The organism is Pseudochrobactrum sp. Wa41.01b-1, from assembly GCF_019464455.1.
GTDB classification, from domain to species: Bacteria; Pseudomonadota; Alphaproteobacteria; order Rhizobiales; family Rhizobiaceae; genus Pseudochrobactrum; species Pseudochrobactrum saccharolyticum.
This window is the reverse complement of record NZ_CP080493.1, coordinates 320,816-343,628: the sequence shown is the minus strand read 5'-3', so window position 1 is coordinate 343,628 and position 22,813 is coordinate 320,816. Positions and strand designations below refer to the sequence as shown.

Here is a 22,813-nt window from a genome sequence, read left to right as displayed (position 1 = left end):
TGATCGCAGAGACGGGTTCGCAGTCAAAAGGAATTCGTCTCTCAGATCAGCAGAGACTCAACTGGTTGCGGCTGATCCGCAGCGATAATGTCGGGCCTGCCAGTTTTCGCGATCTGATCGCCTATTGCGGCAGCGCTGCTGCCGCACTTGAGCGCCTGCCGCAACTGGTGCGCTCCACCGCCAAACGCCCGCTGCGTATTCATACAATTGATGAAGCCGAACAGGAACTGGAAGCGATAGAACGCGCCGGTGCCAAACTTATCGGCATGGGCGAGCCGGAATATCCGCCCTATCTCAGACAAATCCTCAATCCTCCGCCACTGGTAACTGTGCTTGGAGATACAACGCTGTTCAGCAAACCGCCGGTGGCGATTGTCGGCGCACGAAATGCTTCTGCCACGGCCTGTGCCTTCACAAGCCAGCTGGTTCGTGATCTCGGGCAATCCGGTTGCGCCATCGTTTCCGGTTTTGCGCGAGGCATTGATGCGGCTGCCCACAAAGCCAGTCTCGAGACCGGCACGATTGCTGTGCTGGCTGGCGGCTTAAACCGCCCTTATCCGCCGGAAAATATTCCTCTTCTCGATCAGATCATTGATAATGGCGGGGTCATTATTACTGAAATGCCGATGGGGTGGGTGCCACGCGCGCAGGATTTTCCGCGTCGTAACCGCATCATCGCCGGTCTGTCGCTCGGACTTGCGGTGATTGAAGCGGCACAACGTTCCGGTTCGCTCATCAGCGCACGACTGGCCGCAGAAATGGGCAGGCTGGTATTTGCCGTACCCGGTTCGCCGCTCGATCCGCGTGCGAATGGCGCCAATAGCCTCCTCAAGAACGGCGCTATCATGCTCACCGAAGCCCAGGATATTTTGGTTGCGCTGGAGCCGATGCTGCGCACAAGTGATGCGGCACCAATGCAGGCCGGAACATTGTTCAATCAAAACACAGCACAGATTTTGATGAAACAACCGGCAAGCACCGGTTTTGATGCCGGTCAAAGTCCGGTTTCTGCGCAAAATGATTATGAGCGTATCCGCAACGCTCTCAGCAATACTCCTGTCTCGGCGGATGTGATTATCCGCCACACAGGGCTGAGTGCTTCCGCCGTGCATCTGGCATTATTGGAGCTTGATCTCGCGGGGCAGTTGCAACGCAGTGAAAATGGTCTGGTTGCGCTTTTGCCCTCATAATAATCAGTTTTTCGTCATCCGGCCTGACTGGCTACGCAAAACATCTGATGCCTCAACCCATGCCATTTCTATGAAATAAGCCAGCATCGGATAGTGGTTGGACTGAGCAATATGACGTAATTCCAGTAGTTTATCATGAACATAAATGATTTCATGATAGGACTTCTCTTTATCTGCCTTCATGAGCCCGCCTTAAGCCTAAATATATAAATTAAAGAACCAAATAAAATGTCATTCTATTGAAACCGGAACAAACAAATTTGATATGTACAATGCCCGAAATCAACCTATGATTACAAAATAAACAATGTCAACCTGTCGTTGTTTTGCGTAAAAAACAGTGGCTTGCTCTTGACCAATCTGATTTCGCTGTTCATTTGAATGACAAATATCCTGCCAGCCTGATGATTTTCAATACTGGCGCAATCCGGGCATATCCGGCTGTGTACGTTAATCTGGACCCGCAATATGAATGTCGTTGTCGTTGAATCGCCCGCCAAGGCCAAAACAATCAATAAATATCTAGGCTCAGGCTATAAGGTTCTGGCCTCTTTCGGTCATGTCCGCGATTTGCCTGCAAAAGACGGCTCTGTTCGTCCTGATGAAGATTTTGCCATGAGCTGGGAGGTCGATGCGGCCTCCTCCAAGCGCCTTTCCGAGATCGCCAAAGCGGTCAAGGAAAGCGACGAACTGATTCTGGCAACTGACCCTGATCGCGAAGGGGAAGCAATTTCATGGCACGTTCTGGACGTGCTGCGCCAGAAAAAAGTGCTCGGCTCCAAGCCGGTCAAACGTGTGGTCTTCAACGCCATTACCAAAAATGCGGTTCTGGAAGCGATGGCCAATCCGCGTGAAATCGACGTGCCGCTGGTCGACGCCTATCTGGCGCGCCGTGCGCTCGACTATCTGGTAGGCTTCACCCTGTCGCCGGTTCTGTGGCGCAAATTGCCGGGTTCGCGCTCGGCTGGCCGCGTGCAGTCGGTTGCACTGCGCCTCGTTTGTGACCGCGAAACCGAGATCGAACGCTTCATCCGTGAAGAATACTGGAATATTGCCGCCCTGCTCCAGACACCGCGCAGCGATAATTTCACTGCCCGCCTGACTGTTGTTGACGGCAAGAAACTCGGCAAGCTCGACATTAAAAATGAAGAGCAGGCAAGTGCCATCCGCACCATGCTGGAAGGCGCGGCCTTCAATGTCATGAGCGTTGATGCCAAGCCGACCAAGCGCAATCCGGGCCCGCCATTCACCACCTCCACCTTGCAGCAGGCAGCCAGCGGTCAGCTCGGCTTCTCCGCATCGCGCACTATGCAGGTGGCGCAGCGCCTTTATGAAGGTATTGAACTTGGCGGTGAAACCACCGGTCTGATCACCTATATGCGTACTGACGGTGTGCAGATGGCGCCGGAAGCGATTTCCGCAGCGCGTAAAGCAATCGGCCAGACATTCGGCGATAATTACGTACCGGAAAAGCCGCGCTACTATTCCACTAAAGCGAAAAATGCTCAGGAAGCGCACGAAGCGGTACGTCCGACCGACTTCAGCCGCCATCCGAAAGAAGTGCGCAAATATCTCGATGAGGATCAGGCTCGCCTTTATGAGTTGATCTGGAAACGCGCTATTGCCAGCCAGATGCAGCCTGCTGATATTGAGCGCACAGTCGTTGATATTGAAGCCAAAAACGGCTCCCGTTCGGCTGTATTGCGTGCCAATGGTTCGGTTGTTCGCTTCAACGGCTTCCTCGCGGCCTATACGGATCACCGCGAAGAAGAAGATGAAGACGAGGACAGCGCACGTCTGCCGCAGATCAATGCCGGTGAGACACTGAAGCGCGAGAAAATCGACGCAACCCAGCATTCAACTGAACCACCGCCGCGCTATTCCGAAGCATCGCTCATCAAGCGCATGGAAGAGCTCGGCATCGGCCGCCCGTCGACTTATGCGGCAACGCTGAAAACTCTGGGTGACCGCGATTATGTCACGATGGATAAGCGCAAGCTGATCCCGCAGGCCAAAGGCCGTCTGGTCACCGCATTCCTTGAGAGCTTCTTTGAGCGCTATGTGGAATATGATTTCACCGCTGCGCTGGAAGAAAAGCTCGATCTGATTTCCGATGGCAAACTGGCGTGGAAAGACGTGCTGCGCGACTTCTGGCAGGATTTCTCCGGCAATGTCGACAGCACCAAAGAACTGCGCGTTACCAATGTGCTGGATGCGCTCAATGAGCAGCTTTCCGCCCTTGCCTTCCCTGATCGCGGCGACGGTATGGATCCGCGTATCTGCCCGACCTGCGGCACCGGCAATCTCTCGCTGAAGCTCGGCAAATACGGTGCTTTCGTCGGTTGCTCAAACTATCCGGAGTGCAAATTCACCCGTCAGCTTGGTGGTGAAGGTGAAGGTGATGCAGCAGCTGCATCTGATGAACCAAAAGTACTTGGTCAGGATCCGGTAACCGGTGAAGATATCTCTGCGCGTACCGGCCGTTTTGGCCCTTATATCCAGCGCGGCGAAGGTAAAGAAGCCAAGCGTTCCAGCCTGCCAAAAGGCTGGTCACTAGCTGAACTTGATCTGGAAAAAGCCTTGCAGCTTATCAATCTGCCGCGTGATGTGGGTCCGCATCCGGAAAGCGGCAAGATGATCACCGCAAGCCTCGGCCGTTATGGTCCATATATTGCCCATGACGGCGCTTTCGCCAATGTGGACAGCATTGAGGATGTGTTTGAAATCGGCATCAACCGCGCTGTGACTGTGCTGGCAGAAAAAGCAGCTAAAGGCGGTCGTACCCGTGCAACACCGGCTGCGCTTGCCACACTCGGCGATCATCCGGATGGCGGCTCCATTACTGTGCGTGACGGCCGCTACGGCCCTTATGTTAATTGGGGTAAGGTCAATGCCACGCTGCCAAAGGGCAAAGATCCGGCAACGGTAACAATGGAAGAAGCGCTGGAGCTGATTACGGCGAAAGCCGGTTCTGCCAAGAAAACCACGAAGAAAGCCGCACCGAAAAAACCGGCGGCTCCGAAGAGGACAACCAAAGCCAAGGCTGCGGATGATGAAGCCAAACCGGTGAAAAAGGCAGCAGCCAAAAAACCGGCTGCAAAAAAGACTGCGACTAAAGCAGCCGCTAAACCTAAAAAAGCGGATGCCGCTGAATAAGCAGCACAAAGCACGTAAAACAGAGGGCACCATAGTTACTATGGTGCCCTTTTTATTTGCATCAGCGCAGGCACAGCAAATGTTTCCATTCTGTGCTGAAATGCTTTAAAGAGTTTTCAGGACTTTATGAAAAGTAAATATTAAGGATGACCGGATTGGCTCGCAGAATAGACCCTTCTTCTGACCGTAACAGCGGCTCAGGCAAACAAAAAAACCAGAAGGGCACAAAAAACAACAAGAGCTTTTCCGGTAAATCCAAAGTGAAGCCGCTCTCGGAAGCCTATCTTCCGACGAAGGAAGATATCCTCACTTTCATTACTGAAAATCCGGATCGCGCTGCCAAGCGTGATATTGCCAAGGCGTTCAATCTCAAGGGTGATGCGCGCATCTATCTCAAAGATATTTTGCGCGAACTGGCCGATGACGGACAGGTGGAAAAACGCGCCAAGAAACTATCCCGTCCGAATACCCTTCCGCCAATTGCTCCGCTGACCATTACCGGTCGCGACAGTGATGGCGGCCTGATTGCACGTCCGATTGAGTGGAATGGTGAAACAGCAGCGCCGCTGGTACTGCTGCGCCGGACACACAAGGATAAAGGCCCGACAGTTGGCGTCGGCGATCAGGTTCTGGCCAAAATCTTTGCCAGTTCCGATAAAAGCGCTGCGCCCTATACAGGCCGCGTTATCAAAAAACTGGAAAAACGCGATAATGCTGTTCTGGGTGTTTTACGCCAGCTGCAGAGCGGCGAATACCGTCTTGAGCCGGTCAACCGCAAACAGAATGAAATCAGCATTGATGCGCAATATCTGAACGGCGCTGAACCGGGTGATCTGGTTGAGGTGATCCCGCATCAAAAGAGCCGCTTTGGCCTGCCGCAGGGCAAGATTGAACAGGTAATCGGTTCTATCGGCAGTGAAAAAGCGCTGTCGATGATTGCGATCCACGAATATGAAATTCCGCATATCTTCCCTGAAAGAGCGATTGAGCAGGCGGAAAATGCCAAACCGGCAACAATGGCGCATCGTGAGGACTGGCGCTCACTGCCGCTGGTCACCATCGATCCGGCTGACGCTAAAGACTATGACGATGCGGTTTTTGCCGAACCGGACACTGATCCGGCCAATGAAGGCGGCTTTGTCATTGTCGTGGCGATTGCCGATGTCAGCCATTATGTGCTGCACGGCTCCTCGCTCGACCATGAAGCACTGAAGCGCGGCAATTCGGTCTATTTCCCTGACCGCGTGGTGCCGATGCTGCCGGAACGCATCTCCAATGATCTGTGCTCGTTGCGTGAAGGTGTTGACCGTCCGGCCATGGCGGTGCGCATTATCATCGGTGCAGATGGCCGCAAACGCTCGCACAGCTTCCACCGCATCATGATGCGCTCGGTTGCCCGTCTCGCCTACCAGCAGGCACAGGCGGCCATTGACGGCGCTCTGGATGAGAAGACCGAACGCGTTATTGATATCAGCCTGAAGCCGCTGTGGAAGGCCTATGCGGCGCTGAAAAAAGCCCGCGACAAGCGCGAGCCGCTGGAACTTGATCTGCCGGAGAAGAAACTGATCCTCGACGATCAGGGACAGGTGCTGAAAGTTATCGTGCCTGACCGCCTCGATGCACATAAGCTCATCGAAGAATTTATGATTCAGGCCAATGTCGCCGCCGCTGAAACACTGGAAGCCAAGAACCAGCCGCTGATCTATCGTATTCATGATTTGCCGTCGCTGACCAAGCAGGAATCCCTGCGTGACTTCCTCAAGACACTGGAAATCAGCCTTGCCCGCGGCGCGGAACTGCGCCCGAGCCAGTTCAACGGCATTTTGTCCCGCGTTCGGGGTACAGACCATGAAGAACTGGTCAATCAGGTGGTGCTGCGCTCGCAAAGTCAGGCCGAATATAATACCGACAATATCGGCCATTTCGGCTTAAATCTGCGCCATTACGCGCATTTCACCTCGCCGATCCGCCGTTATGCTGACCTCATCGTCCATCGTGCGCTGATCCGCGCGCTCAATCTGGGGCCCGATGGTCTGAGCAATGACGAGATCGGCGAATTGCCTGCCATTGCGCTCAGCATTTCCCAGACAGAACGCCGCGCCATGCTGGCCGAGCGTGAAACGACAGACCGTCTGATCGCCCATCATCTGGCCGAACAGGTTGGCAATGAGTTTCAGGCGCGTGTGCAGGGTGTGACCAAAGCCGGTCTGTTTGTCACCCTTGCGACATATGGTGCCGACGGCTTTATTCCCATTTCCACTTTGGGCCGGGAATATTATCACTATGATGAAGCCGGTCATTCTGTCGCCGGTGAAAGGTCTGGCAAAGGCTATCGTCTTGGCGACAGTGTGGAAGTACGACTGGTTGAAGCGCAGCCGGTTGCCGGAGCACTGCGTTTTGAAATGCTGACAGAACCGCGTTTGCTGCCTGCATCCTTGCAATCGCACCACAAAGCTACCAAATTCAGCCGCAAGGCGGGAAAATCCCGCACCGGCGGTCCGGCCAGAGGCAAACCAGCCCATATTTCGCGTAAAAGCAAAAGATAACCCCGACACAGCATTGGGAGACGATGATGAGCAGCGATCAGACCCTGACACAGACGGAAACGCAAGTTTTCGGCGGCGAGAAGACAAAACCCGCCCGCACCCCGCGCCCGTTGGGACAAGCCATGCAGCGCGGTTTTCTCTCCCGCTGCCCGCATTGCGGTGACGGCAAGCTGTTCCGCTCATTCCTGCGTCCGGTCGCTAATTGCTCTGTCTGTAATGAAGATTACACACTGCAGCGCGCCGATGATCTGCCTGCCTATCTGACAGTGCTGATTGTCGGCCACGTCGTGGTCGCGCTGTTCATGATGGTGGAGAATATGGGCGGCCTTTCCCTTTGGGGGCATCTGGCCATCTGGGGGCCGGTGACCATTCTGATGTCACTGGTGCTGCTGCAACCGATCAAAGGTGCCACCATCGGCCTGCAATGGGCGCTTTATATGCATGGCTTTGATAAAGAAAGTCAGCAGGAATATATCTGACGCAAATGTCAGGACATAAAACAGACCACGCTTTACAGGATATGCACCGGCCGGATGATGCGGCAGCCCTGAACAATCAGGGCGCCGCAGCATCCCGCATTATCCGGCCGCGTGATGCTGCCTCACTCATCCTCATCGACCGCAACGGCAATGAGCCGCGTATTCTTATGGGGCGGCGCGCCCGTGCGATGCATTTCATGCCGGATATGTTTGTCTTCCCCGGCGGCGGTACAGAAGCGCAAGACGGCAGAATTAATGCTGCCAACAGCCTCAGGCCGCAGGATGAAGCAAAATTGCTGGCAGGGCTTGGCAAACGTGCCAGCACACAGCGCGCGCGTGCGCTTGCCATGACTGCGATACGCGAAACCTATGAGGAAACCGGCCTGTTACTCGGTACGCCGCATGATGATGCGGAAACGCATCCGTGGACAGGTTTTGCACGTTGCAATCACCTGCCCGATTTATCGCAGCTGCGCTATGTGGCGCGCGCGATCACCCCGCCCGGTCATGTGCGCCGCTATGATGCGCGTTTCTTTGCCAGTTTTCTGGATGAAATCAGCACAGAGCTCCCTGCCAGAAACAGCAATCCGGCTGACATAAGCGCTATAGAATCATCTGCTTATAATGAGCCGGAATTGTCTGATTTGAAATTTGTGAGCTTTTCCGAGGCCTTTAATCTCAATATTGCAGCGATTACGCGCATTATTTTACGGGATATCGAAAAACTCCTGCTCGAAGACAGGGATTTGTCCTCTATATATCCGGTTCCGTTCTATCGTAAACGGCATGGCCGTCATGTCCGTGAGGTGATTTAAGTTTCATGCAGCAAGACCATCTTTCAACTGAACCCGCATCAGAGGTACTTCAACCAACGCAATGGCGCTCGCTGGGCGCAGCCATTGCCACGATCAGTGCCGTTGGTGCAGCGATCGGCCTTGGTATTCCGCTGCTGAGTGTACTTCTGGAAAGCCGTGGCTATTCAGCCAGCACCATCGGCGCCAATACGGCTGTTGCCGGTCTTGCATCGCTGTTTGGCGCAGCGCTATCCGCGCGTATCGGCTCCTATCTGGGCGTTGCCCGTTCGATGATGCTGATGCTGTTCATCAGCGGTCTGTCCTTCCTCGGTTTCTATCTGTTTCCGAATATTATTGCATGGTTTGCACTGCGCGTTTCCTTGCATTTCGCGCTCACAGTGCTGTTTGTGCTGTCTGAATATTGGGTCAATACCTCTGCCCCGCCGGCCAAACGCGGACTGGTGCTTGGTATATACGCGACCTGCCTTTCGCTCGGCTTCGCGGTCGGCCCGTGGTTATTCTCAATCATCGGCAGCGGCGGATTCATGCCGTTTGGTATCGGTATCGTCATTATTGCGCTGGCAGCCTTCCCTGTGATGATTGCCAGTAAAGACAGCCCTGAATTTGAAGAAGGGGAACACGTTCCCTTCATGCCTTATATTTTCGCGGTTCCGGCAGCGACAATGGCGGTCTTTGTCTATGGTGCGGTGGAAACCGGCGGCTTTGCCCTGTTTCCGGTCTTTGGCACGCGTGTCGGTCTCAATGAAGGCGATGCGGCGCTGCTGCTGACCATGGTCGGTCTCGGCAATGTGCTGATGCAGATTCCGCTCGGCCTCGTCTCCGACCGCATCGGCGATCGCCGTATTCTGCTGTTGATTTGTGCTATTATCGGTTTCGCCGGTATGGTGCTGCTGCCTTATGTTGTCACAAACTGGTATCTGATGGCAGTTCTGCTGCTGATCTGGGGCGGTGTGGTTGCCGGTCTTTACACTGTCGGCCTCGCCCATCTTGGTTCGCAATTGCAGGGACGTGAGCTCGCTTCGGCCAATGCCGCGTTCATTTTCTGCTATGGTATCGGTATGCTGGCAGGCCCTCAGGCGGCCGGCGTCGGTATGGATTTGCTGGGAGCAACAGGTTTCCCGGTCACTTTATCACTCTTTTTTGCAGCATTTATCATAATTCTGCTTATCAGACTGGTAGTTCGTAAACAGCGGGCTTGACTTTTCGGCGTGTATCCGTAGTGTCGCGCCAAATTCCCGCACCCGGATGAAATCGCCGGACAAGCAGGCGGTTTTATTATTTAAAAGAGCAGGATATCGTTATGGCTAAGGCTACAACAATTAAAATCAAGCTGTTGTCGACCGCAGACACAGGCTTCTTCTACGTAACCAAGAAGAACAGCCGTACAATGACTGAAAAAATGACAAAGCGTAAATACGACCCAGTTGCTAAGGCACACGTCGAATTCAAAGAAACCAAAATCAAATAATTCTGGTTTCGGTTATTAAAAAACCCGGACTGTTATCAGCCCGGGTTTTTTTGTTGTCTGAATGCAGAGCATTTCTGATTGGTAATTTGTGTCGGAACCGTAATTAAGGCGCCCAATCTGTCTGCTGCAAAACAATACGGTAACCGTCCGGATCTTCGAAAGTTACCCCCTTCTTGTCCCAATAGGGATTGAAGGCGCTCACAGGCACAAAGCCGGTCGCTTTCATACGCTCAACAGCATTTTCCCACTCGGCATGATCCGGCAAATAAAAAACCAGCAGATTCTCTTTGGTTGGTGCTTTACCGGCCTGATGCTTATCGGTGCGTGTAAACGCAAAATGATAGGGCACATTTTCACGCCCCATAATGATTGCGTCAAAACCGTCATGATCCTGAAAACTATCAAGAACTGTCAGTCCTAAACCATCCCGATAAAAGGGAAGCAGCGCATCCGGATTATCTGTCGGCCTTACAATGCGGAACGCAGGAATTTTCATCATTCACCTCAGTAAGGCGAAATCCTGTAACTACAGGTCGCCAAGATAGGACTTGATCGTCTCAATAAAGCGCGGCACGGAGATCGGCTTGGAAATATAGGCTTCGCAACCGCCCTGACGAATACGCTCTTCATCGCCCTTCATAGCAAAGGCTGTGACGGCAATTACCGGAATGGCTTTAAGGTCGTCATCTTCTTTCAGCCATTTGGTGACTTCAAGACCGGAGACTTCCGGCAGCTGAATATCCATCAAAATCAGGTCGGGATGGTGGATTCGAGCCAGATCCATAGCTTCAAGACCATTGCGCGTACGGATGGTTTCATAACCGCTGGCTTCAATCAGATCGCGGAAAAGCTTCATATTCAGCTCATTATCTTCAACGATCATTACTTTTTTGGTCATGAAAAAATACCTTATTACTCAGAACATTGTCTGAATATATCCGCGTGCTGGCCGCAGCATTTCGTAGTTTTCGGCTCACGTCAATTACCACGCACGGGTACAGCACACAGAGACCATGATTATTCCAACCCCATCAGCATAGCATTGAACAATGACCAAAATGCTCCTAAACAGCTTTCATACAGCTAAAGATGCAATTACAGTTGCCAAAACGTAAAAGCCAGCCGGATATAAAATGTTAAAAACCATCTTGAATCAAAGCGATGCTGAAAATCTGGCCATTGAAGCTCTGGTCTTTCTGGCGCAGCAACCGGATCTGATGAATCGCTTTCTGTCCCTCACCGGCATTGAAGTCTCATCTATCCGCGAAGCCGCAGGTGAACCGGCTTTTCTGACCGGTGTATTACAATTCTATCTGGCACATGAGCCAACGCTCATGCAGTTTTGTGAAGCCACCGGCCATAAGCCGGAGAGCATGAATCAGGCGCTGCGCTTTCTGCCCAACGGCGACAGTGCTTACGACCAATCCATGTAAGTGCGACCTCCTGCATCGCTGCAGATTGTGTATAAAATTCGCTGGCACTTGAAACCATCTGCCTGTATTGTGCAAATGTTCCGCTTATGTTCGGATCATGATACAGGTTTTTACGATGGTCAACGGTGTTTCCGGTTATTTTGCTGAGGCCGATCCGCAGGCAGGTTTCTGCCGCGATTGCCTGACTGTGCAGAAAAAACGCCGTAGTGAACCGAGACCACGCTGCAGCGCTTGCGGCAGCCCGCGTCTGGTACGTCATGAAGAGCTATATGATTTAAGCTTTGCACATATTGATTGCGATGCTTTTTACGCATCAATTGAAAAACGCGACAATCCTGAACTGCGTGACAAGCCGGTGATTGTCGGCGGCGGCAAGCGTGGTGTGGTTTCCACCTGCTGCTATATTGCGCGTATTCACGGCGTGCGTTCTGCCATGCCGACTTTCAAAGCCATTGAACTCTGCCCGCAGGCCATATTCGTTAAGCCGAATATGGAGAAATACCGCAAGGTCGGGCATCAGATTCGCCAGATGATGTTTGATCTCACGCCATTGGTCGAACCGCTTTCGATTGATGAGGCGTTTCTGGATTTGCGCGGTACGGCCAAACTGCACCGTGCGCCTCCTGCCCTTGTACTGGCAGAATTCGCCCGCCGGATTGAACAGGAAATCGGCATCACGGTTTCTGTTGGCCTGTCCTATTGCAAATTTCTGGCAAAACTTGCCTCAGACATGGAGAAGCCGCGTGGTTTCTCGGTGATCGGGGAAAAGGAAACGCTGGATTTTCTGAAGCCTAAGCCGGTCGGTATGATCTGGGGTGTCGGCAAGGCGCTCAATGCCAAACTCAATGCTGATGGTATTCAGACCATAGGACAGCTCCAGCAAATGGAAGAATCTGCGCTGATGAAGTCCTATGGCGTGATGGGGCAGCGTCTCTACCGCCTCTCCCGCGGCATGGACACACGCACCGTCCAGCCTGAAAGTGAGATGAAGAGCATCTCCAATGAAACCACATTTGATATTGATATCGCCAAGGCTGAGGAACTGGTGCCGGTACTGCGTGCATTGTCGGAAAAAGTTGCCGGACGACTGAAGCATGGCGAGATTGCCGGTCATACAGTGGTGCTGAAGCTCAAGACCAAGGATTTCCAGAGCCGTACCCGTAATCACCGTCTGAGCGATCCCACGCAGCTTGCAGACAGGATTTTCCGCACCGGTCTTTATATGCTGCAAAAGGAAATTGATGGCACAAAATATCGCCTGCTCGGCATCGGCGTGACCGACCTCACAGATCCGGTAAAGGCTGATCCGCCTGATCTGGTCGATATCAAAGCCGGTAAGCGTGCGGCGGCTGAAACTGCCATTGATAAGCTGCGCTCAAAATTCGGCTCGAAGACAGTGGAAACCGGCTACACATTCGGCAAAGGCAACCTCGCCCGCCCGCAGACACCGTCAGATAAATAGGTTTGGCCTGACTTCGGTTTTCCCGCGAATAAATTGCTAATAAAAGCCATGTCATCATTTCTTCATGGAAGTGACATTTGTCTGAAACAGAGAACGGCGAAATCTCCCCTCAATGTCTGAATCAAAAAGTGGCAGGCCATAGCGAAAATGGTGATTTCGAGCACCGGAACGCAGCGTACATATAAGTACGTGAGTACCGGAAGTATAGAAATTGCCATTTGCAGCAAGGCATGGCTGCTTTTGGATCAGAGATCCAGAATTTATGCAACATTCGGGGATAATCATGTCGCGCCGTTCTATGAGACTTTCTCTCATCACCGCTCTTACTGCCACTCTGGCAAGTTCCGTTGCTTTTTCCGCTTCGGCTGAGCCGGTTTTCAACCGCATCGCCAGCTTTGCAGTCGCCGATAACCTGCCGAAAGATGCGGATGCAAAAGCGGCAACCTCCTCCGAAATCATCACGGTTTCCGAAGACGGCAATATGCTGATCTATTCCGACAGCCCGTACGGTGGCATCGGTTTTGTTGATATTACCGACCCTAAAAACCCTAAAGCCGGTGGCGTCCTGAAAGTTGAAGGCGAGCCGACATCAGTTGCCGTTGCAGGCAAGCGCGTTTTCGCCGGTGTCAACACATCTGAAAGCTATGTGAAGCCATCAGGCCGTCTGGATGTGATTGATATTGCATCGCGCAAGGTTGAAATGAGCTGCGATCTCGGCGGTCAGCCGGATTCCGTTGCCGTTTCACCGGACAAGACATTCCTCGCCGTTGCTATTGAAAATGAGCGCGATGAAGAGCTGAATGATGGTGAGCTGCCACAGCTGCCAGCCGGTAATCTGGTTATTCTCAATCTCAAAGACGGCACACCGGATTGCAAAACCATGAAAGTGGTTGATCTGACCGGTATTGCAGAAGTTGCACCGGAAGATCCGGAACCGGAATTTGTTTCCATCAACAGCAAGAATGAAATTGCTGTTACCCTTCAGGAAAACAACCATATCGCGATCGTCGATGCTGCTTCCGGCAAGATCACCGCGCATTTCTCCGCCGGTACTATTGATCTTGATAAGATCGACACCAAGAAAGACGGCCAGATCAAATTTAACGGCGAGATGAAAAATGTCGCCCGCGAGCCGGACACTATCAAATGGGTTGGCGATGACCGCCTGCTGACCGCCAATGAAGGCGACTATAAAGGCGGCTCCCGCGGCTTCACGATCTTCGACAAGACCGGCAAAGTGACTTATGAATCCGGCAACACGCTGGAGCACAAGATTGCTGCACACGGCCATTATCCGGAAAAGCGCAACAAGAAAGGCGTTGAGTTGGAGGGTGCCGAATTCGGTCGTTTTGGCGAGACCAACTATCTCTTCGTTGCCAGCGAGCGCGGCTCGATGGTCGGGGTTTATAAAGATACCGGTAAAGATCCTGAATTCGTTCAGCTGCTCCCATCAGGCATCGGCCCTGAAGGTGTTCTGGCGATCCCGTCACGCAACCTGCTGGTCACGGCGAATGAAACTGATCTGGGTGAAGACGGCGCCGCCCGCTCCCATGTGATGATTTATGAGTTGCAGGACAAAGCCGCTGATTATCCGCAGCTGGTTTCCGAACTGACGGAAGAAGGCACACCAATCGCCTGGGGCGCGCTCTCCGGTCTGGTTGCTGATGAAAGCAAAGACGGCATTCTCTATGCAGTCTCTGACTCTGCTTATTTCTCTGCGCCGACAATCTACACGATTGATGCGAACCAGAAGCCTGCGAAAATCACCTCTGCGCTGCTCGTCAAACGCGGTAAAGATGCGGCGCAAAAGATTGATCTTGAAGGCATTACGACCGATGGCAAAGGCGGCTTCTGGCTGGCTAATGAAGGCGACCAGAAGAAACTGGTGCCGCATGCCATTCTCAATGTGAATGACAAAGGTGAAATCAAAAAAGAAATCGCTTTGCCTGAAGACCTGCTCAAGCATCAGACCCGTTTTGGTCTTGAAGGCATCACCCGCACCGGTGAAGGCGACAATGAAACGCTCTGGATGGTTGTACAGCGCGAATGGGCTGATGATGACAAAGGCACTGTCAAAATTCTCAGCTACAATCTGAAGAGCGAAGAATGGGCTGCCGTTTCCTATCCGCTGGATAAGAAAGAAAAGGGTTGGGTCGGCCTGTCAGAAATCACGGCCCATGACGGTCAGCTCTATATCGTTGAGCGTGATAACCTGATCGGCAATGAAGCTGTCAACAAGCGCCTCTACAAAGTGGCAATGGCTGATCTGAAGCCAGCGAAGATCGGTGAGAAACTGCCGCTTGTCAGCAAAACACTGGTCTATGATTTCATTCCGGACCTCAAGAAGCTCAACGGTTTTGTACCGGATAAACTTGAAGGCTTCGCCATCGACAAAAACGGCATCGGCTATGTTGTGACCGATAATGACGGTGTGGATGACTCCAATGGTGAAACCCAGTTCTTCACCGTCGGCAAAGTCAGTGAGTTGAAAGCTAAGTAAGCCTCCCAAGGCTCTCAAAAGAAAGGCCGCTATTTAGCGGCCTTTTTTACATCATTTTGCAGGTAATGATTTCGCCAGAAAGGCAATAATCATATCAGCGACTTCACGATGTATTGCCTTACGGCTGCGCTCTCCTCCGTCTTTACAGACAATACCGTCACCCGGGGTTTCTGCCTCGATAAGTTCTGCCGCACCGGCCTTGCATATCTGCATGAAGCTGAAATGCATGGCATCCGCAATCTCAACATATTGCGCGGTTTTTGCTGACATATTGGTAGCGACATAGCCGGATTCCAGTTTTGCAGGCAGATCACCAATATCAACGCCTGCCCCAAAAATCAGTGCCGGTATAGTAATGCTGTTCAGGCTCTCCGGAGTGAAACCACGCGCCAAGCCCAGATCGAGTGAAACAATCGCACCAACACGCGGATCGGCCTTCATTGTTTTCAGCTTTTCAGCTGCCACTTCGCCTCGTGGCGTAATCAGCTCACTCGCCAGACCACAAGTGCGCGGATTGGGTTGCTCTGTGCAATCCCTGTCAAATCGCGCAGGGTCAAATTGTGCGCCAGCCAGAGCCACAACCGACCAACCTCCGAGTGAATGACCAATCGCAGCAATGCGGTTTGGCTCAACCTTGCCCGCTAAGGCGCTGTCAGTGGTCACAGCATCAATCACACGACTAAGGTCATACGGACGTTCCCAGAGCTGCGCAGCCTGTTCCTTATCGCGATTAAATGTCGTTGTGCCCGGATGATCCGGCGCGGCAACGATATAGCCCTGCCCGACCAGCTCACCTGCCAGCCAGTTCAGGTTACGCCAGCTACCGCCATAGCCATGCGACAACACCACAAGCGGATGCGTTTTGCCGTCAGGCGCAGCATCCGGCATTGCCTGAATGCCTTTAAAGACCGGATTTTCACCAACAGTCTCGGCTGCTTTTGTGTCGGATGCCGGATACCAAAGCGCGACTTTCAAGTCACGCTTGCCGCTCTTATCTGCCAGTTCGGTTTGCCGGAAACCCACCTGCTCATTTGCAGAGGCCAAACTGCCTGTCAGCGTCAAAATACCAAGCCCTGCCGCCAATACAGCCACTGTCTGTTTCATCATTCCAATCTCCGCTGATATTCTTTTTCGTTACCGGCAGTACAACGCAATCATAAAAAGAGCGACCTGAAACATGATCAAGGTCGCTCATTTATCACTTCATTTTTGAATGCCGATTATTTCAGCGGAATATAAATCTCGGTCACGCTTTCAGGATTCATCGGCCCGAGAAAACGCGCGCCGCTATATTCAAATTCCGGCCCTTCATCAGGCTGCATACCTGCACTCGGCAGCCATTCCGAATAGGCCGCGCGGAATGTTTCCGGCAAGGTCGTCACTTCACCCTGATGCTCAACTTTCGCGTAATAGCGTCCCGGAATTTCCATAGCGACCAGTCCTTCAGGAATGGTTGCATCTGCGCCAACCGGCAGACCCGCAATATAACGCCACTGGCCGTCTTCCAGCGGCTGGCAAATGCCGAAAGTGCCGACGGGTTCATTCAGGCGTTCAATCTCATGCTCACGCGCTTCAAAACGATCCCACATTTGCGCGATGCTGCCCTCATCCTCAGGATACCAGCACATGCCGATAATCCGTTGAGCAGCGAAAAAAACACGTTCAGGCTTTTGTAATTCAGGCATTTTACGCTCCGGTTGTGCGAGATAGCGATAAAGATGATCGAGGGTTTTCTGACGGCGGTTAATGTCAGCCTCAAGCTGCACTGCATGATTTTGCAGGCTTGCATGCATCTTCTCCACACTGTCCAGACCGCCGCTGGCAGCCAGTGTTTTGATCTCATCCAGCGCCATACCAAGCTGCCTCAGCCAGACAATGCGCCCCAGTGTTACAATCTGCTCCGGCCGGTAATAGCGGTAGCCATTATCCTGCCCGCTCAGGCAGGGGCTGAACAGACCGATACTGTCATAATGGCGCAGTGTTTTTGTCGTTACCCCTTGGGAGCGCGCCATTTGTCCTATTGTGAGCATGCTTTCTCCTTGTGACTATCATCGCACAAGTTATGCAGGCTTGCCCTTAGGTTAAGGTCAAGTGCTTTCTTTTAAAAAAGATTTTATCCGCAGGAATAGTGAAGATTGTTCCCCGGAAGCGGGCATAGCAATTTGCGGCTTTGCTCTAGTTCCGCAGGCCAAAGCCCTGCAGAAGCCGACGGATCGCATAATCCGGTTTTCCGGATGTAAACACCGCCAGATCATCATGATGATGGAGAATCTTGTCTTTATTCTCAGGCAGCAGCGACAACATACGCCTTGCAATCGCTTCAGCCGGATCAAGCCAGTCAACCGGCCACGGTGCCAAACGGCGGAATACATTGGCGAGAAACGGATAATGCGTGCAGGCAAGTACAACGATATCCGTACGCTTGCCATCTTTCTCAATGAAGCATGGCGTGATTTGCTCAAGCACCAGCTCATCATCAATCTTTTCGCCGCGAATATGCGCTTCGGCCAAAGTGGCAAGCCGGTCAGCGCCGACAAGACGCACATGACATTGTGTGGCGCAAGACTGGATCAGATCACGCGTATAGGCACGTTTAACCGTGCCCGGCGTTGCCAGAACCGAGACAAGACCGGAACTGGTGCGCTCAGCAGCCGGTTTAATCGCAGGAACTGTGCCGACAAAAGGCGTATCCGGAAAAGCCTGCCGCAGATCATCGAGCACCAATGTGGATGCCGTATTACAGGCAATCACGCAAAGCTGAGGATGAAACCGGCGGATCAAATCAGCAAACAGGCTGACGATGCGCTCGCGCAAGGCCGGTTCTTCCCATGAACCATAGGGAAAACCCGCATCATCAGCCACATAGATAAAATGGCGATCGGGCATCAGCACCCGCGCCTCGCGCAACACAGTCAGACCGCCGATACCGCTGTCAAAAACGATGACCGGCGCATCCTGCCTGCTGGAAATATTGGTTGCTGTATATTGCGCGAGATGGTGCATCGCAAACCTGCCTCAGGACTTTTCGTCCGGTTTATCCTGCTCAGTATTCTGTGTCTCGTCTTTATGCACTCTGGCGCGGCCTTCAGGCGCGCCGGAGCCTCGAGGGCTCTTCGGTGAGAAATAATCCAGCGAGGTCAGCACACCACGCAGCAGGCGGATTTCAGCTTCCGCAAATGCCGGACGGGTCAGCACTGCCCGCAGATTATTCACCATGATCTCCTTGCGCGCTTCAGGGCGGAAATAACCGCGCGTATCCAGAGCTTCCTCCAAATGATTAAAGAAACCGTGTAGATATTCTTTATTGGCCGGTTGCAGTTCAGGCCCGCGGAAAACCGTATCTGTTTCATTTTCCAGACCGGACTTCATCCACTCGTAAGACATCAGCAGCACAGCCTGCGCGATATTGAGCGAGGCAAATGCCGGATTGACCGGAAAAGTCACCAGTTCATCAGCCAGACCGACTTCATCATTTTTCAGGCCGACGCGTTCACGGCCGAACATGATGCCGGTTTTCTCACCGGTACGGAATTTCTGGCGCAGGATTTTACCTGCCTCCACGGGACCGCGCACCTGTTTGAAACCGTCACGCTCGCGTGCGGTCGTGGCATAGACAAAATTCAGATCAGCCAGTGCTGACGGCAGATCATCATAGAGAACCGCACTGTCAATAATATGATCGGCCTTGCTGGCGGCAGAGCGGGCTTTATCATTCGGAAAGGCTTCACGCGGATTGACCAGACGCAATTCGCCGAGGCCGAAATTCGCCATAGCGCGTGCCACCATGCCGATATTTTCCGGCAATTGCGGCTCCACAAGAATGATTGCTGGGCCTTCTGAAATCATCGGGCGCTGTTTGTCTGTACCGGCCATTATCTTCTCAAAACTCAAATTTCGCGCGCAAAACGAGACATTCCGCATGCGCTTTTCGCGCTTTTCTTAAACGGAAGAGTGGTGAAATTCAAATCATGCATGATAATTAAACAGGTATCAGCTTAAAAAACTGAATCGCCAGCAACCTGTACCGGCTCTGTCATGCAGCGAAGCGAAGCAAATCTCACACCATCGTGAACAAATAAATTGCCCTCTGACAGTATAAAAACCCGTTATCTCCGGCGTTTTTTATTATTCCTGTTCTCAAGGCGTCGTTAGCACTTTGCCTCTCGCTTAAGCAGTGCTATGAGAGGCGCAACTTCATGAAGGAGAGGTTTTAATGGCAAAGATCAAAGTTGCAAATCCCGTTGTTGAGCTTGACGGCGATGAGATGACCCGCATCATCTGGCAGTTTATCAAAGACAAACTCATCCATCCATATCTCGACATCGATCTGAAATATTATGATCTGTCGGTAGAACACCGCGATGCAACCAATGATCAGGTTACCATCGACGCAGCGAATGCTATCAAAGAGCACGGCGTTGGTGTGAAATGCGCCACCATCACCCCTGATGAAGCCCGCGTTGAAGAATTCAAACTCAAGAAAATGTGGAAATCGCCAAACGGCACCATCCGCAACATTCTCGGCGGCGTAATTTTCCGCGAACCAATCATCTGCAAAAACGTACCACGTCTGGTGCCGGGCTGGACTCAGCCGATCATCGTTGGCCGTCATGCTTTCGGTGACCAGTACCGCGCGACTGATTTCAAATTCCCGGGCAAAGGCAAGCTGTCGATCAAATTCGTTGGTGAAGACGGCGAAACCATTGAACACGAAGTCTATGATGCACCATCCTCCGGTGTAGCTATGGCTATGTACAATATCGACGAATCCATCCGTGAATTCGCACGCGCATCGCTGAACTACGGCCTGCAGCGCGGTTATCCGGTTTATCTGTCGACCAAAAACACCATTCTCAAAGCTTATGACGGCCGTTTCAAAGATATCTTTGAAGAAGTGTATCAGGCTGAATTTGCTGAGAAGTTCAAAGAAGCCAAAATCTGGTACGAACACCGCCTGATCGACGACATGGTTGCTTCCGCTCTGAAATGGTCCGGCGGTTATGTCTGGGCTTGTAAGAACTATGACGGCGACGTGCAGTCCGACATCGTGGCACAGGGCTTCGGCTCGCTCGGCCTGATGACCTCGGTTCTGATGACACCGGATGGCAAGACCGTTGAAGCAGAAGCTGCTCACGGTACTGTAACCCGTCACTATCGCCAGCATCAGAAGGGTGAGGAAACCTCAACCAACTCGATCGCTTCGATCTTCGCATGGACCCGTGGTCTCGCGCACCGCGCCAAGCTCGACGACAATGCCGAGCTGAAGCGCTTTGCCGATACACTGGAAAAAGTCTGCGTAGATACCGTTGAATCCGGCTACATGACCAAGGATCTGGCTCTGCTGATCGGTCCGGATCAGCCTTGGCTGTCAACAACAGGCTTCCTCGACAAGATCGACGAAAACCTGCAGAAAGCAATGGCTGCTTAATCAGTCATGATTTGTAAAAAGCCCCGCCTGAATAATCAGGCGGGGCTTTTTCTATTTGAACACGCTCTCTCATGCGGATTAATCATCACCGCCAAGCTGTGAATCCGCTATAAGTTATACTGTAAAACAATACCGGAATGCCTGTAATGACCACCCAAAACCCGTTCGGAAAAAGTGAAAATGCCTTAGCCGTTGTGCTGGCCTTAGCAATGGTTCCGGCACTGGGATTGGGGTTTGCGCGTTTTGCCTATGCGCTTGTGCTGCCGGATATGCGTGCTGATCTGCACTGGTCCTATGCGGATGCAGGCTGGATGAATACCAGTAATGGTATCGGCTATCTGTTCGGCGCTTTGCTCGCATCGCGCCTGCTGCGCTATATCAGTGCCTATAAAATGATGATCATCAATATCTGGCTGGTTGTCGCTTCACTGGCACTCTGCGCGGTCTTCCGCGATGTGCTTATTCTTAATCTACTGCGATTTATTGCCGGTCTCAGTGCAGGTCTGGCTTTTGTGGCCGGTGGCCTGCTGACAACCGGTCTTGCACAACGCCATCCTGAACGCAGTTCGGTTATTCTCGGTATTTTCTATGCAGGACCGGGTATCGGTATTTTCCTGTCCGGTCTCGTCATTCCTTATCTGATAGCCTATTTGGGTGCAGGCTCATGGCCTTATGCATGGGCCTTGCTGGCGCTGATCGCCGCCCCTCTGGCTCTGTTGCTGATCGGCGCACGCGGCCAGCATGTAACGCTCTACAAGCCGGATCAGAAAAACAAACCTTACCGCGTTGATTACAAAGCCATGAGCGGCATTCTAGCGGGATATCTGTTTGTCGGTGCCGGTTATATTGCTTATATGACCTTCATGATCGCATGGGTGCAGAATTCCGGCGGCGGCGCGATGCTGCAATCGGCCTTCTGGTTTGTGATCGGGCTTGGCGCAATTTCCTCACCATGGGTTTGCGCAGGTATTCAGAAAAAAGTGCTGCATGGTTATGGTTTCGCCCTGCTCTCGCTGATTACATTGATTGCATCACTGCTGCCGATTTTCTCATCAGGCACGCCCCTGCTGATGATTTCTGCTGCCGGTTTCGGTTGTGCGTTTTTCGCGGTTGTTGCCTCAACCACAGTCTATGTGCGCCGCAATCTGCCTCCGGAAGGCTGGGCAGCAGCAATCGGCATGATGACTGTCATGTTCTCAATCGGGCAGATTGTCGGCCCCGTGCTGATCGGCTTTATCAATGACCTGACGCACAATCTCTCAAGTGGTCTGTGGGCTTCTGCCGGATTGTTGTTGCTGGCAGTGATTTGCGGTCTTGTGCAACGTGATCTTACACCTGTCCGGTAATCCGGCGATAATGGCTCGGCGGCACCGCATTATATTTCGACCAGACACGGCGCAGATGGCGGGCTGAGGTAAAGCCGGTTTTCTCGGCGATATTCTCCATATCCAGCGGCGAATTGGTCAGAATATCTTTGGCCAGTGTTACGCGGATCAGATTGACATATTCCGTCACCGTCAGTCCCGTATGCTCCTGAAACAGACGCGACAGATTGCGAATACTCATAAAACCGGTATCGGCCAGTTCTGCCAGAGACCAGCACCGCGCCGGATCAGCAATAATCGCATCCTGAATACGATGAATTGCCGGATGAATATGATTGCGTCCGCTCAGCCACGGCGAGAATTGCGGCTCGCCACCGGTACGCCGGATATAGACAACCATGTAACGGGCAATATTCAGCGCCACGACCGGTGATGTCAGCTTTGCCACCAGATGTAGCATAAGGTCAGTTCCGGTGGAGATACCTGCACTCGAATAACGTGAGCCATCTTCCACATAAAGCCGGTTATCCAGTACACGCGCCGCCGGAGCAATTTCACGCAATTCATCGACGGACAGCGCATGAGTAGTGCAGGCATAACCATCGAACAAACCGGCACGTGCAGCGATCAGAGCACCGGAGCAGATCGTTACCAGATGCATTGATGGCCGGAAAACCGTTTTCAACCATGATGCCAATTGCCGGTATTCCAGCTCAGGATCAATTGCCTCTGCCGGTGCAGTTATGGTGCCGCAAACAAGGATATAGGCATCATCCGGTAACTGTGCAGGCAATGGTTCAAGCCCTGCAACAGCCAGCCCGATTGAACTCACCTGCTCCGTTTGCGTTGAGACAAAATGATAATCAAACAAAATGTCCTGCTGCTCCGCATTGGCACGGCGCAGCACTTCTACCGGCCCCGCCACATCCAGCAGCAGGATATGCGGCGGCACAACAACATAGACAGGTATGACCTTAGGAGCCGTTGCACCGCTTTGCTTATTCACAACCA

The 22,813-nt window shown here is 52.6% G+C and carries 20 protein-coding genes; 12 read left to right on the top strand and 8 right to left on the bottom strand.

Annotated features, from left to right (window positions below; genetic code table 11):
- Positions 1–2: 2 nt before the first annotated feature.
- On the top strand, positions 3–1,190 hold the full coding sequence (gene dprA, locus K1X45_RS01565; RefSeq protein WP_370627132.1) for a DNA-processing protein DprA: 1,188 nt from the start codon (positions 3–5) through the stop codon (positions 1,188–1,190).
- A gap of 3 nt (positions 1,191–1,193) precedes the next feature.
- On the opposite strand, the gene K1X45_RS01560 is transcribed toward dprA, so the two are convergent.
- Positions 1,194–1,373, bottom strand: coding sequence for a hypothetical protein (locus K1X45_RS01560; protein WP_022712310.1), 180 nt, complete (start codon positions 1,371–1,373; stop codon positions 1,194–1,196).
- 285 nt (positions 1,374–1,658) lie between these two features.
- Between K1X45_RS01560 and topA the strand changes: the two genes are divergently transcribed.
- From topA to rpmG, 6 genes are all read left to right on the top strand, one after another.
- Entirely contained in the window at positions 1,659–4,346 is a 2,688-nt protein-coding gene (gene topA, locus K1X45_RS01555; RefSeq protein ID WP_220159596.1) for a type I DNA topoisomerase, read from the top strand.
- Positions 4,347–4,492: 146 nt separating this feature from the next.
- Positions 4,493–6,892, top strand: coding sequence for a ribonuclease R (gene rnr, locus K1X45_RS01550; RefSeq protein WP_220159595.1), 2,400 nt, complete (start codon positions 4,493–4,495; stop codon positions 6,890–6,892).
- Positions 6,893–6,918: 26 nt separating this feature from the next.
- Positions 6,919–7,371: a DUF983 domain-containing protein gene (locus tag K1X45_RS01545; RefSeq protein ID WP_220159594.1), complete on the top strand. Its 453-nt coding sequence runs from the start codon at positions 6,919–6,921 to the stop codon at positions 7,369–7,371.
- A gap of 41 nt (positions 7,372–7,412) precedes the next feature.
- Positions 7,413–8,186, top strand: coding sequence for an NUDIX hydrolase (locus tag K1X45_RS01540; RefSeq protein ID WP_220160350.1), 774 nt, complete (start codon positions 7,413–7,415; stop codon positions 8,184–8,186).
- Positions 8,187–8,191: 5 nt separating this feature from the next.
- Positions 8,192–9,385, top strand: a complete 1,194-nt coding sequence (locus tag K1X45_RS01535; RefSeq protein ID WP_022712315.1) for an MFS transporter — start codon at positions 8,192–8,194, stop codon at positions 9,383–9,385.
- 101 nt (positions 9,386–9,486) lie between these two features.
- A complete protein-coding gene (gene rpmG / locus K1X45_RS01530; RefSeq protein WP_022712316.1) occupies positions 9,487–9,654 on the top strand; it encodes a 50S ribosomal protein L33 in 168 nt (55 codons plus the stop codon).
- Between the two features lie 103 nt (positions 9,655–9,757).
- Here the strand turns inward: rpmG and K1X45_RS01525 are convergent, their stop codons facing one another.
- The gene (locus K1X45_RS01525) at positions 9,758–10,153 is read right to left on the bottom strand and encodes a VOC family protein (RefSeq protein WP_255560473.1); all 396 of its coding nucleotides are present in this window, start codon (positions 10,151–10,153) and stop codon (positions 9,758–9,760) included.
- A 27-nt stretch (positions 10,154–10,180) separates the two neighbouring features.
- Positions 10,181–10,552 carry a response regulator gene (locus K1X45_RS01520; RefSeq protein WP_022712318.1) on the bottom strand — a complete coding sequence of 124 codons (372 nt, stop codon included), beginning with the start codon at positions 10,550–10,552 and terminating at the stop codon, positions 10,181–10,183.
- Between the two features lie 235 nt (positions 10,553–10,787).
- Here K1X45_RS01520 and K1X45_RS01515 point away from each other — a divergent pair, with 235 nt between their 5' ends.
- The 3 genes from K1X45_RS01515 (at position 10,788) to K1X45_RS01505 (ending at position 15,049) form a co-directional block, all read left to right on the top strand.
- A complete protein-coding gene (locus K1X45_RS01515) occupies positions 10,788–11,087 on the top strand; it encodes a DUF3572 domain-containing protein (protein ID WP_220159593.1) in 300 nt (99 codons plus the stop codon).
- 115 nt (positions 11,088–11,202) lie between these two features.
- A complete protein-coding gene (locus K1X45_RS01510; protein WP_116088024.1) occupies positions 11,203–12,549 on the top strand; it encodes a DNA polymerase IV in 1,347 nt (448 codons plus the stop codon).
- A gap of 283 nt (positions 12,550–12,832) precedes the next feature.
- Complete coding sequence (locus K1X45_RS01505; protein WP_220159592.1) at positions 12,833–15,049, top strand: esterase-like activity of phytase family protein; 2,217 nt, start codon at positions 12,833–12,835, stop codon at positions 15,047–15,049.
- A 51-nt stretch (positions 15,050–15,100) separates the two neighbouring features.
- Here K1X45_RS01505 and K1X45_RS01500 read toward each other — a convergent pair whose 3' ends face one another.
- From K1X45_RS01500 to K1X45_RS01485, 4 genes are all read right to left on the bottom strand, one after another.
- Positions 15,101–16,156 (bottom strand): alpha/beta fold hydrolase, encoded by a 1,056-nt coding sequence (locus K1X45_RS01500; RefSeq protein WP_220159591.1) that lies wholly within the window; start codon positions 16,154–16,156, stop codon positions 15,101–15,103.
- Between the two features lie 113 nt (positions 16,157–16,269).
- The gene (locus K1X45_RS01495) at positions 16,270–17,079 is read right to left on the bottom strand and encodes a MerR family transcriptional regulator (RefSeq protein WP_220159590.1); all 810 of its coding nucleotides are present in this window, start codon (positions 17,077–17,079) and stop codon (positions 16,270–16,272) included.
- 145 nt (positions 17,080–17,224) lie between these two features.
- Positions 17,225–18,052, bottom strand: coding sequence for a glutamate racemase (gene murI / locus K1X45_RS01490; protein ID WP_220159589.1), 828 nt, complete (start codon positions 18,050–18,052; stop codon positions 17,225–17,227).
- Between the two features lie 12 nt (positions 18,053–18,064).
- On the bottom strand, positions 18,065–18,922 hold the full coding sequence (locus tag K1X45_RS01485; RefSeq protein ID WP_220159588.1) for an RNA methyltransferase: 858 nt from the start codon (positions 18,920–18,922) through the stop codon (positions 18,065–18,067).
- 340 nt (positions 18,923–19,262) lie between these two features.
- Here K1X45_RS01485 and K1X45_RS01480 point away from each other — a divergent pair, with 340 nt between their 5' ends.
- On the top strand, positions 19,263–20,477 hold the full coding sequence (locus K1X45_RS01480; RefSeq protein ID WP_075655334.1) for an NADP-dependent isocitrate dehydrogenase: 1,215 nt from the start codon (positions 19,263–19,265) through the stop codon (positions 20,475–20,477).
- A gap of 146 nt (positions 20,478–20,623) precedes the next feature.
- On the top strand, positions 20,624–21,823 hold the full coding sequence (locus K1X45_RS01475; protein WP_220159587.1) for a YbfB/YjiJ family MFS transporter: 1,200 nt from the start codon (positions 20,624–20,626) through the stop codon (positions 21,821–21,823).
- On the opposite strand, the gene K1X45_RS01470 is transcribed toward K1X45_RS01475, so the two are convergent.
- On the bottom strand, positions 21,807–22,808 hold the full coding sequence (locus K1X45_RS01470) for a GlxA family transcriptional regulator (protein ID WP_220159586.1): 1,002 nt from the start codon (positions 22,806–22,808) through the stop codon (positions 21,807–21,809). The two genes, K1X45_RS01475 and K1X45_RS01470, sit on opposite strands and share 17 nt — an antisense overlap.
- Between the last annotated feature and the right edge of the window lie 5 nt (positions 22,809–22,813).

Bases quoted from the DNA above. Each gene is read 5' to 3' on its own strand.
- K1X45_RS01535 (WP_022712315.1), top strand. From the start codon at position 8,192: ATGCAGCAAGACCATCTTTCAACTGAACCCGCATCAGAGGTACTTCAA.
- K1X45_RS01525 (WP_255560473.1), bottom strand. From the start codon at position 10,153: ATGATGAAAATTCCTGCGTTCCGCATTGTAAGGCCGACAGATAATCCG.
- murI (WP_220159589.1), bottom strand. From the start codon at position 18,052: ATGCACCATCTCGCGCAATATACAGCAACCAATATTTCCAGCAGGCAG.
- K1X45_RS01520 (WP_022712318.1), bottom strand. From the start codon at position 10,552: ATGACCAAAAAAGTAATGATCGTTGAAGATAATGAGCTGAATATGAAG.
- K1X45_RS01515 (WP_220159593.1), top strand. From the start codon at position 10,788: ATGTTAAAAACCATCTTGAATCAAAGCGATGCTGAAAATCTGGCCATT.
- K1X45_RS01510 (WP_116088024.1), top strand. From the start codon at position 11,203: ATGGTCAACGGTGTTTCCGGTTATTTTGCTGAGGCCGATCCGCAGGCA.
- K1X45_RS01560 (WP_022712310.1), bottom strand. From the start codon at position 1,373: ATGAAGGCAGATAAAGAGAAGTCCTATCATGAAATCATTTATGTTCAT.
- K1X45_RS01500 (WP_220159591.1), bottom strand. From the start codon at position 16,156: ATGATGAAACAGACAGTGGCTGTATTGGCGGCAGGGCTTGGTATTTTG.
- K1X45_RS01505 (WP_220159592.1), top strand. From the start codon at position 12,833: ATGTCGCGCCGTTCTATGAGACTTTCTCTCATCACCGCTCTTACTGCC.
- K1X45_RS01495 (WP_220159590.1), bottom strand. From the start codon at position 17,079: ATGCTCACAATAGGACAAATGGCGCGCTCCCAAGGGGTAACGACAAAA.
- rnr (WP_220159595.1), top strand. From the start codon at position 4,493: ATGACCGGATTGGCTCGCAGAATAGACCCTTCTTCTGACCGTAACAGC.
- K1X45_RS01475 (WP_220159587.1), top strand. From the start codon at position 20,624: ATGACCACCCAAAACCCGTTCGGAAAAAGTGAAAATGCCTTAGCCGTT.
- rpmG (WP_022712316.1), top strand. From the start codon at position 9,487: ATGGCTAAGGCTACAACAATTAAAATCAAGCTGTTGTCGACCGCAGAC.
- K1X45_RS01485 (WP_220159588.1), bottom strand. From the start codon at position 18,922: ATGGCCGGTACAGACAAACAGCGCCCGATGATTTCAGAAGGCCCAGCA.
- K1X45_RS01545 (WP_220159594.1), top strand. From the start codon at position 6,919: ATGAGCAGCGATCAGACCCTGACACAGACGGAAACGCAAGTTTTCGGC.
- topA (WP_220159596.1), top strand. From the start codon at position 1,659: ATGAATGTCGTTGTCGTTGAATCGCCCGCCAAGGCCAAAACAATCAAT.
- K1X45_RS01480 (WP_075655334.1), top strand. From the start codon at position 19,263: ATGGCAAAGATCAAAGTTGCAAATCCCGTTGTTGAGCTTGACGGCGAT.
- K1X45_RS01540 (WP_220160350.1), top strand. From the start codon at position 7,413: ATGCACCGGCCGGATGATGCGGCAGCCCTGAACAATCAGGGCGCCGCA.